Raw genomic sequence first — 15,449 nt, 5'->3', positions numbered from 1 at the left:
AGCTTTTAGCTTTTGTATCATCAAATAGTCTATGAAAAAAGTAATTATTACTGGCAGTAACGGTTTACTAGGGCAAACTTTAGTAAAATTATTAGCTGCAGACAAGAACAACTATACTGTTTACGGTTTTTCTAGAGGAGAAAACAGGTGTAAGGAGAACAATTTTGCATATATTTCTGTTGATTTAACCAATAAGCATTTGTTAAAAAAAGCTGTAAAGCAGATTCAGCCAGATGTTATCATTAATACAGCTGCCATGACTCAGGTAGATGTTTGTGAAGTTGAAAAAGATGCTTGCTATCTTACAAACGTTACGCTAGTAAAATGGCTTGTAGATATTTCCGAAAAAAATTCTTGTCATTTAGTGCATATTTCTACAGATTTTATTTTTGATGGAAAAAAAGGAAATTACAAAGAAACAGATGAGCCAAACCCCTTAAGTTACTATGGGTTTTCTAAACTAAAAGCAGAAGAAATAATAACCAACAGTAGTGTTCATTATACAATTTTAAGAACAATTTTGGTTTATGGCTTGGTAGATCAAATGAAGCGAAATAACATCGTTTTATGGGTAAGGGAGATGCTTGCCAATAATAAAGAAATAACAATTGTAAACGACCAGTTTAGGGCGCCAACCTATGTTGAAGATTTAGCGATGGCTTGTAAAATTTCTATGGATAAAAGTGCTAAAGGTGTTTTTCATATTTCATCGAGCACTTTACTAAGTGTTTATGAAATTGCACAACAAATTGCAAGTGTTTTTAATTTAGATAAAAATTTAATTAAGCCAATTTCTTCAAAAACATTAAATCAACGAGCAATAAGACCCTCAAAAACAGGTTTTGACTTGTCGAAAACCAATACCCAACTACTTTTTTACCCTAAATCATTCAAAGAAAGTTTAGTTGCTTTCAAACAAAAAATTAGCTAAAAAGACAGTTTTAACTGTTAAAACTTGTTAAAGGAGCATTTTTTTATGATATTGCGTGCTACTAATTAAAAAATAATCAATCACATTATGAAGAAAAAATTTTTTTCGTTATTGCTGCTAGCAGTTCCGTTTTTAACATTTGCACAAAGCACAACAGATAGCATAGATGCCGTATTTAAAGATTATACAGGGTGGTTTGTAGATGCTATTTTTTACGAAATTCCATTTTCAGAATCATTCCAAATTCCATGGGTTTTAATCGTGCTAATTGGTGGTGCATTGTACTTTACAATTTATTTTAAGTTTATTAATGTTACAGGCTTTTTAACTGCATTTCAGGTAGTAAGAGGTAAATATGAAGATATCGAAAAGCACGGTGTAGACAAATTATATGGAAATCAAACAACTAAAGGAGATGTTTTAGACACTATTAGAGATGAAAGTGTAGATGGAGAAGTTTCTCATTTTCAAGCTTTAACTGCAGCACTTTCGGCTACAGTAGGTTTAGGAAATATTGCTGGTGTTGCCGTAGCTTTATCAATCGGAGGACCGGGAGCAACTTTTTGGATGATTGTTGCAGGGTTGTTGGGTATGGCGTCTAAATTTGCAGAATGTACTTTAGGAGTAAAGTATAGAGATGTAGGAGAGGATGGTACTGTATACGGAGGTCCTATGTACTACTTAACGAAAGGATTAAAAGAAAAAGGTGCTGGTGGTTTTGGAAAAGTATTAGCAATATTATTTGCAATTTTTGTAATTGGTGGTTCTTTTGGAGGTGGAAACATGTTCCAAGCAAATCAAGCGGCTGCACAGTTTACAAAATTATTTGAATTAACAGGTCCTAATGCAGGTTTGTATTTTGGTATTGTAATGGCAGTTTTAGTTGCTATAGTTATTATTGGAGGGATTAAAAGAATTGCCTCTGTAACAGAAAAAGTAGTGCCTTTTATGGCAGGAATTTATGTGTTGGCAGCTGTTATTATATTGTTTGCAAACTTTACACTTATAGATGATGCTTTTATGCTAATATTTGAAGGTGCATTTTCTGGTTTAGGTATCGCAGGTGGTTTAATAGGAGTAATGATTCAAGGTATTCGTAGAGGAGCATTCTCAAACGAAGCCGGAGTTGGTTCTGCTGCAATTGCACACTCTGCTGTAAGAACTAAATATCCTGCTAGTGAGGGTATAGTCGCTTTGTTAGAGCCTTTTGTAGATACAGTTGTTATTTGTACAATGACTGCTTTGGTAATAATTATAACAAATTTCGATGGCCAATTTATGCAATATGGTGTAGAAATTAAAGAAGGAGTAGAGTTAACAGCTGTAGCTTTCGACTCAGTTATTCCTCACTTTTCTGTGGTACTTACAATTGCTGTTATTCTTTTTGCTTTTTCTACTATGATATCATGGTCTTATTATGGTATGCAAGGTTGGAAGTTTTTATTCGGAAAAGGTAAAATTACCGATTTAGTGTATAAAATTTTATTTTTAATGTTTGTTGTAATCGGTGCATCAATTAGTTTGGGAGCAGTAATAGATTTCTCAGATGCTATGATTTTTGCAATGGTTGTTCCAAATATTATCGGTGTAATCATGTTATCGCCAATCATTAAAAAAGAACTTTCTAAATACATGAATGCTATCAATAAAAAAGAAGAAGCTATAGAAGACGGAGCTATAGATGTAAACGAGCATATGTAAATATAAAATATGAAACTATTAAAATCCCATTTCTGGTATACAAAAAGCCAAAGAAATGGGATTTTCTTTTTGGGAATAATTATTGTTGTTTTTCAAGTAGTTATATATTTAAATACAGTCTCTAAAAATGATATTTCTCCCATTAATAATAATGTAAGCTCAGCTATTTTAAAAAAGTTAGATAGCTTACAAAAAATTGAACTAGAAAATAGAAAGCCAAAAATATTTCCTTTCAATCCGAATTATATTTCCGATTACAGCGGTGAAAAACTTGGTATGTCTACACTTGAAATTGATCGATTACTCGAATACCGTTCTAAAGGAAAATTTATCAATTCTGTAAAAGAATTTCAGCAAGTAACCAATGTAAGCGACTCCCTATTAAAAAGGATTTCCTCAAAATTTAAATTCCCTTCATGGGTTTTAAAAAGAAACACATCCTTAAAAAAGCAAACTCAAAAAAATATATTTGTAGAAAAAAAGCGGATATCTACTTCGGATATAAATAAAGCTACAAAAAATGATTTTCAAACTATTAGCGGAATCGGACCAACATTTTCTGATAGAATTATTAAGTATCGTTCTAAATTACAAGGTTTTACTTTTGGATATCAACTTTATGAAGTTTTTAACATAGATAGTTTAACGGTAAAAAAGCTACTTAAAAAGTTTGTTGTTGTAGCAAAACCAATTATTGTTAAACAGAACGTAAATACTGTAGAATTCAGAGAATTACTTAAAAACCCGTATATCGATTATGAGCTTTGTAAAAAGATTTTTAATTACAGAGATGAAGTTGCAGAGTTGCAAAATATCTCAGAATTAAAAGAAATAGAAGATTTTCCTTTAGATAAATATGAGAGAATAGTCTTATATTTGGTGGCTGAATAAAAAATTCTAAATCATAATAGATGGGCAGTATGTATTTTACTGAAGAGCATGAAGCTTTTCGTGCAAGTTTTAAAGATTTTTTACAAAAAGAAGTAGTTCCACACATCGAAAAATGGGAGTCAACTGGTACCATAGAACGCTTTATTTGGGAGAAATTTGGTGAAATGGGCTATTTCGGCTTGGCAACACCAGAGGCTTACGGTGGTTTAGAGTTAGACCTTTTTTACACGGTAGTTTTTTTAGAAGAATTACAAAAAATTAATTCTGGAGGTTTTGCTGCGGCAATGTGGGCGCATGAGTATTTAGCAATGACACATTTAAACAAAGAAGCAAGCGAACATTTAAAGCAAAAATACTTGGTACCAAGTGTAGCTGGAAAAATGATAGGATGTTTATGTATAACAGAGCCTTTTGGAGGAAGTGACGTTGCGGGAATGCGATCAACGGCAATAAAAAAGGGAGAATCATATATTTTAAATGGCTCAAAAACATTCATAACAAATGGTGTTTATTCCGATTATTTAATTGTAGCTGCAAAAACAGATCCGTCAGAAAAATATAAAGGAATTAGTTTATTTATTGTAGATAGAAGTGCAAAAGGTGTATCTGCAACTAAGTTAAATAAATTGGGGTGGCGAGCTTCAGATACTGCAGAACTCGCATTTGATAATGTAGAAATACCAGCAGAAAATCTTTTAGGAGAAGAAGGTAAAGGATTTCCATACATTATGCAGCATTTTGCTTCAGAAAGATTAATTATGGGAGTAAATGCGCATGCAAGAGCAGAGTTTGCTGTAAATTACGCTATAAAATACATGCAAGAAAGAATAGCATTTGGCAAGTCATTAGACAAATTTCAAGTGCTAAGACATAAAATTGCAGAAATGGCCAGTAAGGTAGATATGTGTAAAGAATACAATTATTCTATAGCAAAGCGACTAGACGATGGACAGTATGTTGTAAAAGAGGCAAGTATGTCTAAGTTATTATCCACAAAAATGGCCGATGAGGTTATTTACGATGCGCTTCAGCTGTTGGGTGGTTATGGCTACATGGAGGAGTATCCGATGGCTCGTTTACTAAGAGACAGTAGGTTAGGACCTATTGGTGGTGGTACTTCCGAAATTTTAAAAGAAATTATCGCAAAAATGGTAATCGATAATAAAGAATACAAACCTGCCACATAGTTTTATATTCATCATGCTATTTATATAATTGTGCGTTCCTTTGAAAAAAAGGGCGCGCTTTTCATTATATCTTTTAAAAAGAAATAATATTTCTGTTTAAAAGGATGCCATTTCAATCGCTAACGCAAATTGTTAGGTAAAAATAACTCAATTTTAGGTTGTTAATTCACTAAATGTAATTACATTTGCAAACTAAATTTTAAAAACAATTAGTTTTCGAACTATTAAAAATATAAAGAGACGTATGAAGGGAGGTGCCAACTTATGTTAATTATACCTATTAAAGAAGGAGAAAATATAGATAGAGCTTTAAAGCGTTACAAAAGAAAATTCGACAGAACAAAAACAATGAAGAACTTACGTAACAGAAAAAACTTTACAAAGCCATCTGTAGCAAAAAGAGCGCAAAGAATTAAAGCCTCTTATGTTCAGAAATTAAGAACGCAAGAAGAAGTAGGATAGTCAAACTTAACTTTTAGTAATTGCGCAGCAATCTATTAAAAGATGTAAGTTAAACTAATAACTATTAGCAGTATCTTTAGGTAGATACTCCAAAGCAATTAAAACTCGTAACAATATTGTTACGAGTTTTTTTTATGACTAAGATTTTATCAAATTTAAAAACAACTGTTACAATTATGCATTGTTACATATCAATAAAATTGTTAACTTTGAAAGTAAATAAATAATTAATGCACATTACAGCTTTTTTGGAATACCTACATTTAGAAAAGCAGTTTTCTAAGCATACTATTATTGCTTACAAAGCAGATTTATTCGCTTTTAAAGATTTTTGTAAAGAATTTTTTGAAATATCAGATTTAACAAAAGTAGAATATCCTCAAATAAGACATTGGATTGTGTCTTTAGTAGATCAAAATATTTCGAATAGATCTATAAATCGTAAAGTAACGACTTTAAAAAGTTTTTATACTTTTTTATTAAAAACGAATCAATTACCTCAAAATCCGTTATCCAAACACAAATCCTTAAAAGTTCCTAAAAAAGTTCAAGTTCCTTTTACATCATCAGAAGTAGATGCTGTAATTAAAAAACTGTCTCTGTCAGAAGATTTCGAATCTGTTAGAAATAAACTCATTGTCGAGTTGCTTTATACAACAGGAATTAGAAGAATAGAGTTGATTCAATTAAAAGAATCTTCAGTAGACTTAGAAAGTAGAAAAATTAAGGTGTTAGGAAAAAGAAATAAAGAAAGAATAATTCCTTTATTACAGCCCATTGTAAGTTCTATAAAAAAGTACCTATCATTAAAAGAAAAGCAAGGTATATTTTCTGAGAATTTATTAGTAACAATTAAAGGTAATAATTTATACGAAACACTTGTTTATCGAATTATTAATTCCTATTTTAGTGGAGCCTCATCGAAAGTGAAAAAGAGTCCACACATTTTAAGACACTCTTTTGCAACAGATTTATTAAATGAAGGCGCAGATTTAAACTCAGTAAAAGAATTGTTAGGGCATTCTTCTTTAGCATCAACACAAGTTTACACCCATAATAGTCTTGATGCAATAAAAAAAGTGTATAACCGTGCTCACCCTAGGAGCAATAAAAAACAGTAATCTATGAAAGTATTCACCCAGTCAGTAAATTTCAATGCAGATCAAAAGCTAATCGATTATGTAGAAAAAAAAGTAGCCTCTTTAGAAAAATTTCATGATAAAATTGTAGATGCCGAAGTATTTCTAAAAGTTCAGAATACAAGCGATAAAGAAAATAAAATTACAGAAATTAAAATTAATATTCCAGGGAGTGAATTAATGGTAAAAAGAGAGACAAAAACTTTCGAAGAGGGTGTAAACGCTGCGGTAGACAATTTAAAGAGGCAGTTAAAACGTTCTAAGGAAAAGCATAGGGATTCTCTAATTTCTTAAAAAGATAAAAAAAAGTAAAAAAAAATTATAAAAAGTTTTAAAATATAAAAAAACTTTATACATTTGCAATCCGTTAGAAATAGCGGGTTGTTTTTTTACATCAAAAGCCGATGTAGCTCAGCTGGCTAGAGCAGCTGATTTGTAATCAGCAGGTCGTGGGTTCGAGTCCCTCCATCGGCTCCAAAAAAAACATAAATTGCAAGTGCAATTTGAAAGTTCATTAAAATAGTAAGTAAAGGGGAGATACTCAAGCGGCCAACGAGGACGGACTGTAACTCCGTTGACTATGTCTTCGCAGGTTCGAATCCTGCTCTCCCCACAATTTACATTTTGCGAAAGTAGCTCAGTTGGTAGAGCGTCAGCCTTCCAAGCTGAATGTCGCCGGTTCGAACCCGGTCTTTCGCTCGAATTATCAGCAAGCCGGTGTAGCTCAGTTGGTAGAGCGCATCCTTGGTAGGGATGAGGTCACGGGTTCAAATCCCGTCATTGGCTCATTTAAAAAGTATTATTAGACACTATATATTTAAACTAAGAACTAAAATTAATAATTATGGCAAAAGGAACTTTTGACCGTTCGAAACCACACTTAAACATTGGTACTATCGGACACGTAGATCACGGTAAAACAACTTTAACTGCGGCTATTACTAAAGTATTAGCTGATGCAGGTTTCTCTGAAGCTAGATCTTTTGATCAGATTGATAATGCACCAGAAGAAAAAGAAAGAGGTATTACAATTAATACTTCTCACGTAGAGTATCAAACACAAAATCGTCACTATGCACACGTAGACTGTCCAGGTCACGCGGATTATGTTAAGAACATGGTAACGGGTGCTGCTCAAATGGACGGTGCAATTTTAGTTGTTGCTGCAACTGATGGTCCTATGCCACAAACAAGAGAGCACATTTTATTAGGTCGTCAAGTAGGAATTCCTCGTATTGTTGTTTTCTTGAATAAAGTAGACATGGTAGATGATGAAGAGCTTTTAGAGTTAGTAGACATGGAAGTTAGAGAATTATTATCTTTCTATGAATATGACGGTGATAATGGTCCTGTTATTTCAGGTTCTGCATTAGGAGCTTTAAATGGTGAACAAAAATGGGTTGATACCGTTTTAGAATTAATGGAAGCTTGTGATACTTGGATTGAAGAGCCATTAAGAGAAGTTGATAAAGATTTCTTAATGCCTGTAGAAGATGTATTCTCTATTACAGGTCGTGGAACTGTTGCAACTGGTCGTATTGAAACTGGTATTGCAAACACAGGAGATGTTGTAGATATTATTGGTATGGGAGCAGAAAAAATGTCTTCTACTATTACTGGTATTGAAATGTTCCGTCAAATCTTAGATAGAGGTGAGGCTGGAGATAATGCAGGTATCTTATTAAGAGGTATTGCAAAAGAAGATATTAAAAGAGGTATGGTAATCTGTAAGCCAGGTTCAGTAACTCCTCATGCTAAGTTTAAAGCAGAGGTTTATGTTCTTAAAAAAGAAGAAGGTGGTCGTCACACTCCATTCCATAACAACTACCGTCCACAGTTCTATGTAAGAACTACAGACGTTACTGGTACTATTAATTTACCTTCAGGTGTTGAAATGGTAATGCCAGGTGATAACTTAACAATAACAGTAGACTTAATTCAGCCAATTGCATTAAACGTAGGTTTACGTTTCGCTATCCGTGAAGGTGGTAGAACAGTAGGAGCTGGACAAGTTACTGAATTATTAGACTAATTTTTTTAGTTTATTAATTGATAATCATTAAAGGGTGTCACGCTTAATAGCGTGACGCCTTTATCAATGAATAAAAACGGGTTTAGCTCAGTTGGTAGAGCACTGGTCTCCAAAACCAGGTGTCGGGAGTTCGAGTCTCTCAATCCGTGCAAATACAATTCGAGGCAAAGCTTATTTTATTAAGTTTTAAGGCGTGTAAAATAAAAAAGTAAGATGAACTTTATACAATATATCAAAGACTCTTTTGACGAACTAGGTAATCATATGACTTGGGTATCAAAAGAAGAAGCTCAGAAAACAACTGTAACTGTAGCTGTGTTTACAATTTTGTTTGCATTAGCTGTTGCCGGTATAGACTATGTTTTTCAAACTGGATTAGATAACTTTTTTAAATTATTCTAAAAACAAATTATGGCTGATTCAGTAATGAAATGGTATGTTGTAAGAGCCATTGGAGGACAAGAAAATAAAGTAAAGACATATATAGAGACAGAGATTGCAAGATTAGGACTGTCCGATTATGTAAGCCAAGTAATTGTTCCTACTGAAAAAGTGGTTCAAATTCGAGATGGTAAAAAAATTAATAGAGAAAGAGTTTATTTTCCAGGTTATATAATGGTAGAGGCAAATCTTTCAGGAGAGGTACCTCATGTTATCAAATCTATTACAGGTGTTATTGGTTTCTTAGGAGAGGTTAAAGGTGGAGAACCTGTGCCTATGCGAAAGTCTGAAGTTAACAGAATGCTTGGTAAAGTAGATGAGTTATCTGTACAAGATGAAAATATTTCAATTCCTTTTAATGTTGGTGAAACTGTTAAAGTTGTAGATGGTCCTTTTAATGGATTTGACGGAACCATAGAAAAGGTAAATGAAGAAAAGCGTAAGCTTGAAGTAATGGTTAAGATTTTCGGAAGAAAAACACCATTAGAATTAAGCTATATGCAAGTAGAAAAAATATAATTGTTACACAAATATATACAACGATTTGTTTTTAGCTTCCAAATTTAAACAAATCATTAAACATTTTTAAAATGGCAAAAGAAGTTAGTAAAGTAGTTAAGTTACAAGTAAGGGGAGGCGCAGCGAATCCATCGCCGCCGGTTGGACCCGCTTTAGGAGCTGCTGGTGTTAACATTATGGAGTTTTGTAAACAGTTTAATGCAAGAACGCAAGACAAACAAGGTAAAGTTTTACCTGTTGTTATTACTGTTTTTAAAGATAAATCTTTCGATTTTATCGTAAAAACTCCTCCTGCAGCAGTTCAGTTACTAGAAGCGGCCAAAATTAAAAAAGGTTCAGGCGAACCAAACAGAAAGAAAGTAGCATCAGTTACTTGGGATCAAATTAGAGTTATTGCAGAAGACAAAATGGCAGATTTAAATGCTTTTGAAGCTACTTCGGCAATGAAAATGATTGCAGGTACAGCTCGTTCTATGGGTTTAACAGTTAAAGGTGAAGCACCAGTATAAACTTTATAATAAGTAGTAAAATGGCAAAATTAACAAAAAAGCAAAAAGAAGCACACAGTAAATTAGATAGTTCCATATCTTATGATTTAGCTGCAGCTTCAGCGCTAGTCAAAGACATTACTAACGTAAAGTTTGATGCATCGGTAGATATTGCAATTCGTTTGGGAGTAGATCCAAGAAAAGCAAATCAAATGGTACGTGGTGTGGTAACACTTCCTCATGGAACAGGAAAAGACGTTAAAGTATTAGCATTAGTAACTCCAGATAAAGAAGCAGAAGCAACAGCAGCTGGCGCAGATTATGTTGGTTTAGATGAGTACCTTCAGAAAATTAAAGGTGGTTGGACAGACGTAGATGTAATTATTACGATGCCAAGTGTAATGGGTAAATTAGGTCCTTTAGGTAGAGTTTTAGGTCCTAGAGGTTTAATGCCAAACCCAAAAACAGGTACTGTAACTATGGATGTTGCAAAAGCCGTACAAGATGTAAAAGCTGGTAAAATCGACTTCAAAGTTGATAAAACTGGTATTGTACACGCATCAATCGGAAAAGTATCTTTCGACGCTAAGAAGATTGAAGAGAATGCAAATGAATTAATCCAAACAATTATTAAGTTAAAACCAACAACTGCTAAAGGAACGTATGTGAAAAGCGTTTTTATGTCTAGTACTATGAGTCCTAGTATTGCTGTTGAGGTTAAAGCTGTATAATACGTTAAAACTTATAATTATGACTAGAGAAGAGAAATCACAAGTAATACAAGATTTAACAGCAGTATTAGCAGACACAAACACGATATATTTAGCAGATATTTCTGGACTTGATGCACAGACTACCTCTAATTTACGTAGAGCATGTTTTAAAGCAGGTGTTCAGTTATCAGTTGTTAAAAATACATTACTTGCAAAAGCAATGGAAGCTTCAGACAAAGAGTTTGGAGACTTACCATCAGTATTAAAAGGTAATACATCAATGATGATTGCTGAGGCTGCTAATGCACCAGCAAAGTTAATCAAAGAATTCAGAAAGAAATCTAAAAATAGGCCTTTATTAAAAGGAGCATTTGCAGAAGAATCTGTATACATTGGTGATGAGCAATTAGACGCTCTTGTAGACATTAAGTCAAGAGAAGAATTAATTGGAGAAATCATCGGATTATTACAATCACCAGCCAAGAATGTTGTTTCAGCATTACAATCTGGTGGACAAACACTTTCAGGTATTATAAAAACCTTATCTGAAAAATAATTTCGCGCACAAATAAACTAAAATAAACAAAATTTTTAAAAACAATTAAAATGGCAGATTTAAAAGATTTCGCAGAACAATTAGTTAACTTAACAGTAAAAGAAGTTAATGAATTAGCAACTATCTTAAAAGATGAGTATGGTATTGAGCCAGCTGCAGCAGCAGTAGCGGTTGCAGGACCAGCAGCAGGAGGTGACGATGCAGCAGATGAGAAAACAGAATTTGATGTTATCTTAACAGCAGCAGGTGCTTCTAAATTAGCAGTTGTAAAATTAGTTAAAGAATTAACTGGTTTAGGATTAAAAGAAGCTAAAGGTATCGTAGATAGCGCACCAGCAGCAGTAAAAGAAGGCGTTTCTAAAGACGAAGCCGAAGGGCTTAAAGCATCTCTAGAAGAAGCTGGAGCTGAGGTAGAGCTTAAGTAAGCTATTACTCCCGATTATGCTAAGCGTATCGGGAAAACAAATTTAGGTTTAGGTACTAAAAACATTAGTTTTTAGTCCTAAACCATTTTGTGTATATATTCGTTCTTTATTTTAATTCAGATTTTAATCAAAAAAATATTCTCTTTTGGCAACGAAAAACACTACTGAAAGAATCAACTTCGCAACTTCTCAAATGATAAAGGAATATCCAGATTTTTTGGATATTCAAGTAAAGTCTTTTCAAGACTTTTTCCAACTTCAAACTAAAGCAGAAGAAAGAGGTGAAGAAGGTTTGTATAAAACCTTCATGGATAATTTCCCAATCACAGATACAAGAAATCAATTTGTACTAGAATTTTTAGACTACTTTGTAGATCCACCAAGATACTCAATACAAGAGTGTATCGAAAGAGGTCTCACACACAGTGTACCTTTAAAAGCACGTTTAAAATTATATTGTACAGACCCAGAGCACGAAGATTTCGAAACAATTGTACAAGATGTTTATTTAGGTACTATACCTTACATGACCAATTCAGGTACCTTTGTTATTAATGGTGCAGAACGTGTTGTTGTTTCTCAACTTCACAGATCACCAGGTGTATTCTTTGGGCAATCATTTCACGCAAACGGTACAAAATTATACTCTGCAAGAGTTATTCCTTTTAAAGGATCTTGGATAGAGTTTGCTACCGATATCAATCAAGTAATGTATGCTTACATTGATAGAAAGAAAAAATTACCAGTAACCACATTATTCAGAGCCATCGGTTTTGAGAGAGATAAAGATATATTAGAAATTTTTGATCTTGCAGAAGAAGTAAAGGTTTCTAAAGCTGGATTAAAAAAAGTATTAGGGCGTAAATTAGCTGCTAGAGTATTAAAAACTTGGCATGAAGATTTCGTAGATGAGGATACAGGTGAAGTGGTATCTATAGAAAGAAACGAAATTATTTTAGATCGTGATACTATCTTAGATAAAGAACATATTGATGAAATAATTGATGCTGGTGCAAAAACTGTGTTACTTCATAAAGTAGACAATGATACTGCCGATTATGCAATTATTCATAATACTTTACAGAAAGATCCTACAAACTCAGAAAAAGAAGCTGTAGAACACATTTACAGACAATTACGTAATGCAGAACCGCCAGATGAGGAAACTGCAAGAGGTATTATAGATAAATTATTTTTCTCTGAACAAAGATATAATTTAGGTGAAGTTGGTCGTTTTAGAATGAATACCAAATTACAACTAAACGAGCCTATTGATCAAAAAGTTTTAACCAAATTAGATATTATAACAATTATTAAATATCTAATTGAATTAATTAATTCTAAGGCAGAAGTAGATGATATCGATCATTTATCTAACAGACGTGTAAGAACTGTTGGAGAACAGCTAGCTGGTCAGTTTGGTGTAGGATTAGCACGTATGGCTAGGACTATTCGTGAGCGAATGAACGTTCGTGACAACGAAGTGTTTACTCCAATTGACTTAATTAACGCCAAAACATTATCTTCTGTAATTAATTCTTTCTTTGGTACCAACCAATTGTCTCAGTTTATGGATCAAACAAATCCACTAGCAGAGATAACTCACAAACGTAGATTATCTGCCCTTGGGCCAGGTGGTTTATCGAGAGAAAGAGCTGGTTTCGAAGTACGTGATGTTCACTATACACACTACGGAAGATTATGTCCTATTGAAACACCAGAAGGACCAAACATTGGTTTGATTTCTTCTTTATCAGTGTTTGCAAAAGTGAATAATTTAGGTTTCATTGAAACTCCATATAGAAAAGTTGAAAACGGTGTTGTAGCTGGTAAAGAGCCAATTTATTTGAGTGCAGAGGAAGAGGAAGGAATGAAAATTGCTCAATCTAACTTAGAACTTAAAGAAGATGGTACTATTGTTTTAGATAGAGTTATTGCTCGTGAAGAGGGTGATTTTCCGGTAGTAAATCCTGATGAGATTAACTATATGGATGTTGCTCCAAATCAAATTGCATCTATATCGGCATCTTTAATTCCGTTTTTAGAGCATGATGATGCTAACCGTGCTTTGATGGGATCGAACATGATGCGTCAAGCAGTTCCATTATTAAGACCAGAATCTCCAATTGTAGGTACTGGATTAGAGAGAAGAGTAGCAAAAGATTCTCGTATTTTAATTAATGCTGAAGGAGATGGTGTTGTAGAATATGTAGATGCAAATACAATTACAATCAAATACGATAGAACTGAAGAAGAAAAGATGGTAAGTTTTGATTCTGACGAAGTATCTTATAATTTGATAAAGTTTAGAAAGACCAACCAAGGTACATCTATTAACCTAAAACCAATTGTTGTTAAAGGAGATAGAGTTACAGAAGGGCAGGTTCTTTGTGAAGGTTATGCAACTCAAAAAGGAGAATTAGCTTTAGGAAGAAATATGAAAGTAGCCTTTATGCCTTGGAAAGGGTATAACTTTGAGGATGCGATAGTAATTTCAGAAAAAGTTGTTCGAGAAGACATTTTTACCTCTATTCATATAGATGAGTATTCTTTAGATGTTAGAGATACAAAATTAGGAACTGAAGAGTTAACCAATGATATTCCTAACGTTTCTGAAGAAGCTACCAAAGATTTGGATGAGAATGGAATGATTAGAATTGGAGCAGAAGTAAATCCTGGTGATATTTTAATTGGTAAAATTACCCCAAAAGGAGAATCTGATCCAACACCAGAAGAAAAACTACTTCGTGCTATTTTTGGAGATAAAGCAGGAGATGTAAAAGATGCATCTTTAAAAGCATCGCCATCTTTGAGAGGAGTAGTTATTGATAAGAAACTATTTAAAAGAGCCGTTAAAGATAAAAACAAAAGATTAAGAGATAAAGAAGCTGTAGCTACTTTAGAAGCCTCTTTTGTATCTAAATTTGAAGGTTTAAAAGACGAATTAATAGAGAAGTTATTTGCACTAGTTAGTGGTAAAACTTCACAAGGTGTTTATAACGATTTAGGGGAAGAAGTTTTACCAAAAGGTAAAAAATATACTCTAAAAATGTTAAACTCAGTAGATGATTACTTGCACTTAACAGGTTCTTGGACTACCGATAAGGAGTTAAATGATTTAGTAGGTGAATTAGTTCATAACTACAAAATTAAGGTGAACGATTTACAAGGATCATTAAGACGTCAAAAGTTTACGATCTCTGTAGGTGATGAATTACCAGCCGGAATTTTAAAACTTGCCAAAATTTACATAGCTAAAAAACGTAAATTAAAAGTAGGAGATAAAATGGCAGGACGTCACGGTAACAAAGGTATTGTTGCTCGAATAGTTAGAGCAGAAGATATGCCTTTCTTAGAAGACGGAACACCTGTAGATATTGTGTTAAATCCTTTAGGTGTACCTTCACGTATGAACATTGGTCAAATTTATGAAACTGTTCTTGGTTGGGCAGGTCAAAAATTAAATACCAAATATGCAACACCAATTTTTGATGGAGCATCTTTAGACCAGATTAATGGAATTACAGATGAAGCAGGAGTACCTAGATTTGGACACACTTATTTATATGATGGAGGAACTGGAAAACGTTTCGATCAACCAGCAACCGTTGGTATAATTTATATGATTAAGTTAGGACACATGATTGAAGACAAAATGCATGCTCGTTCTATAGGTCCTTATTCATTAATTACGCAGCAACCATTAGGAGGTAAAGCTCAGTTTGGAGGTCAGCGTTTTGGAGAGATGGAAGTTTGGGCACTTGAAGCATATGGAGCATCAAGTATCTTAAGAGAAATCTTAACTGTAAAATCTGATGATGTAATGGGAAGAGCCAAAACATACGAAAGTATCGTAAAAGGTGAAACTATGCCAGAACCAGGTTTACCAGAATCATTTAACGTATTAATGCACGAACTTAAAGGTTTAGGTTTAGACGTTAGATTAGAAGAATAATTTTTCATA

At 33.3% G+C, this 15,449-nt stretch carries 15 protein-coding genes and 5 tRNA genes; all 20 read left to right on the top strand.

All coding sequences use genetic code 11. The features are described from left to right. The first annotated feature begins 31 nt into the window (after positions 1-31). The 20 genes from rfbD to rpoB all read left to right on the top strand — a co-directional run bounded on the left by rfbD (position 32) and on the right by rpoB (position 15,440). A complete protein-coding gene (gene rfbD / locus WHD54_RS02945) occupies positions 32-931 on the top strand; it encodes a dTDP-4-dehydrorhamnose reductase (protein WP_088323163.1) in 900 nt (299 codons plus the stop codon). 87 nt (positions 932-1,018) lie between these two features. Further along, entirely contained in the window at positions 1,019-2,632 is a 1,614-nt protein-coding gene (locus WHD54_RS02940) for an alanine/glycine:cation symporter family protein (RefSeq protein WP_088323162.1), read from the top strand. A 9-nt stretch (positions 2,633-2,641) separates the two neighbouring features. Continuing rightward, the gene (locus WHD54_RS02935; RefSeq protein ID WP_088323161.1) at positions 2,642-3,523 is read left to right on the top strand and encodes a helix-hairpin-helix domain-containing protein; all 882 of its coding nucleotides are present in this window, start codon (positions 2,642-2,644) and stop codon (positions 3,521-3,523) included. A 20-nt stretch (positions 3,524-3,543) separates the two neighbouring features. Further along, on the top strand, positions 3,544-4,710 hold the full coding sequence (locus tag WHD54_RS02930; protein ID WP_088323160.1) for an acyl-CoA dehydrogenase family protein: 1,167 nt from the start codon (positions 3,544-3,546) through the stop codon (positions 4,708-4,710). A gap of 264 nt (positions 4,711-4,974) precedes the next feature. Further along, a complete protein-coding gene (rpsU, locus tag WHD54_RS02925) occupies positions 4,975-5,172 on the top strand; it encodes a 30S ribosomal protein S21 (RefSeq protein WP_088323159.1) in 198 nt (65 codons plus the stop codon). A gap of 230 nt (positions 5,173-5,402) precedes the next feature. Beyond that, the gene (locus WHD54_RS02920; RefSeq protein ID WP_088323158.1) at positions 5,403-6,293 is read left to right on the top strand and encodes a tyrosine-type recombinase/integrase; all 891 of its coding nucleotides are present in this window, start codon (positions 5,403-5,405) and stop codon (positions 6,291-6,293) included. 3 nt (positions 6,294-6,296) lie between these two features. After that, a complete protein-coding gene (gene hpf, locus WHD54_RS02915; RefSeq protein WP_088323157.1) occupies positions 6,297-6,605 on the top strand; it encodes a ribosome hibernation-promoting factor, HPF/YfiA family in 309 nt (102 codons plus the stop codon). A gap of 106 nt (positions 6,606-6,711) precedes the next feature. Further along, positions 6,712-6,788 (top strand) — tRNA-Thr (locus WHD54_RS02910). Between the two features lie 54 nt (positions 6,789-6,842). Continuing rightward, a tRNA-Tyr gene (locus tag WHD54_RS02905) sits at positions 6,843-6,924 on the top strand. Between the two features lie 13 nt (positions 6,925-6,937). After that, positions 6,938-7,010: transfer RNA gene (locus WHD54_RS02900), tRNA-Gly, on the top strand. 14 nt (positions 7,011-7,024) lie between these two features. Then, positions 7,025-7,097 (top strand) — tRNA-Thr (locus WHD54_RS02895). A 58-nt stretch (positions 7,098-7,155) separates the two neighbouring features. Then, positions 7,156-8,343, top strand: coding sequence for an elongation factor Tu (gene tuf, locus WHD54_RS02890; RefSeq protein ID WP_088323156.1), 1,188 nt, complete (start codon positions 7,156-7,158; stop codon positions 8,341-8,343). Positions 8,344-8,419: 76 nt separating this feature from the next. Next, positions 8,420-8,492, top strand: a tRNA-Trp gene (locus tag WHD54_RS02885). A gap of 64 nt (positions 8,493-8,556) precedes the next feature. Continuing rightward, positions 8,557-8,745 (top strand): preprotein translocase subunit SecE, encoded by a 189-nt coding sequence (gene secE, locus WHD54_RS02880; protein WP_088323155.1) that lies wholly within the window; start codon positions 8,557-8,559, stop codon positions 8,743-8,745. Positions 8,746-8,754: 9 nt separating this feature from the next. Further along, on the top strand, positions 8,755-9,303 hold the full coding sequence (gene nusG / locus WHD54_RS02875) for a transcription termination/antitermination protein NusG (protein WP_088323154.1): 549 nt from the start codon (positions 8,755-8,757) through the stop codon (positions 9,301-9,303). Between the two features lie 71 nt (positions 9,304-9,374). Next, entirely contained in the window at positions 9,375-9,812 is a 438-nt protein-coding gene (rplK, locus tag WHD54_RS02870; RefSeq protein ID WP_088323153.1) for a 50S ribosomal protein L11, read from the top strand. Positions 9,813-9,832: 20 nt separating this feature from the next. Then, a complete protein-coding gene (rplA, locus tag WHD54_RS02865; RefSeq protein ID WP_088323152.1) occupies positions 9,833-10,522 on the top strand; it encodes a 50S ribosomal protein L1 in 690 nt (229 codons plus the stop codon). A gap of 19 nt (positions 10,523-10,541) precedes the next feature. Beyond that, positions 10,542-11,060: a 50S ribosomal protein L10 gene (gene rplJ / locus WHD54_RS02860; RefSeq protein ID WP_088323151.1), complete on the top strand. Its 519-nt coding sequence runs from the start codon at positions 10,542-10,544 to the stop codon at positions 11,058-11,060. A gap of 50 nt (positions 11,061-11,110) precedes the next feature. Then, on the top strand, positions 11,111-11,485 hold the full coding sequence (gene rplL / locus WHD54_RS02855; protein WP_088323150.1) for a 50S ribosomal protein L7/L12: 375 nt from the start codon (positions 11,111-11,113) through the stop codon (positions 11,483-11,485). 145 nt (positions 11,486-11,630) lie between these two features. Continuing rightward, positions 11,631-15,440, top strand: a complete 3,810-nt coding sequence (gene rpoB / locus WHD54_RS02850; protein ID WP_088323149.1) for a DNA-directed RNA polymerase subunit beta — start codon at positions 11,631-11,633, stop codon at positions 15,438-15,440. The last annotated feature ends 9 nt before the right edge of the window (positions 15,441-15,449 follow it).

It is taken from the genome of Polaribacter tangerinus (genome assembly GCF_038024095.1).
Lineage (GTDB): Bacteria > Bacteroidota > Bacteroidia > Flavobacteriales > Flavobacteriaceae > Polaribacter > Polaribacter tangerinus.
This window is presented reverse-complemented; position numbering and strand designations above follow the sequence as displayed.

Excerpts from the sequence above, each read along its gene's own strand:
- WHD54_RS02930 (WP_088323160.1), top strand. The coding sequence starts at position 3,544 with ATGGGCAGTATGTATTTTACTGAAGAGCATGAAGCTTTTCGTGCAAGT.
- WHD54_RS02935 (WP_088323161.1), top strand. The coding sequence starts at position 2,642 with ATGAAACTATTAAAATCCCATTTCTGGTATACAAAAAGCCAAAGAAAT.
- rplJ (WP_088323151.1), top strand. The coding sequence starts at position 10,542 with ATGACTAGAGAAGAGAAATCACAAGTAATACAAGATTTAACAGCAGTA.
- nusG (WP_088323154.1), top strand. The coding sequence starts at position 8,755 with ATGGCTGATTCAGTAATGAAATGGTATGTTGTAAGAGCCATTGGAGGA.
- secE (WP_088323155.1), top strand. The coding sequence starts at position 8,557 with ATGAACTTTATACAATATATCAAAGACTCTTTTGACGAACTAGGTAAT.
- rplK (WP_088323153.1), top strand. The coding sequence starts at position 9,375 with ATGGCAAAAGAAGTTAGTAAAGTAGTTAAGTTACAAGTAAGGGGAGGC.
- hpf (WP_088323157.1), top strand. The coding sequence starts at position 6,297 with ATGAAAGTATTCACCCAGTCAGTAAATTTCAATGCAGATCAAAAGCTA.
- WHD54_RS02940 (WP_088323162.1), top strand. The coding sequence starts at position 1,019 with ATGAAGAAAAAATTTTTTTCGTTATTGCTGCTAGCAGTTCCGTTTTTA.
- rfbD (WP_088323163.1), top strand. The coding sequence starts at position 32 with ATGAAAAAAGTAATTATTACTGGCAGTAACGGTTTACTAGGGCAAACT.
- rpsU (WP_088323159.1), top strand. The coding sequence starts at position 4,975 with ATGTTAATTATACCTATTAAAGAAGGAGAAAATATAGATAGAGCTTTA.
- WHD54_RS02920 (WP_088323158.1), top strand. The coding sequence starts at position 5,403 with ATGCACATTACAGCTTTTTTGGAATACCTACATTTAGAAAAGCAGTTT.
- rplA (WP_088323152.1), top strand. The coding sequence starts at position 9,833 with ATGGCAAAATTAACAAAAAAGCAAAAAGAAGCACACAGTAAATTAGAT.
- tuf (WP_088323156.1), top strand. The coding sequence starts at position 7,156 with ATGGCAAAAGGAACTTTTGACCGTTCGAAACCACACTTAAACATTGGT.
- rplL (WP_088323150.1), top strand. The coding sequence starts at position 11,111 with ATGGCAGATTTAAAAGATTTCGCAGAACAATTAGTTAACTTAACAGTA.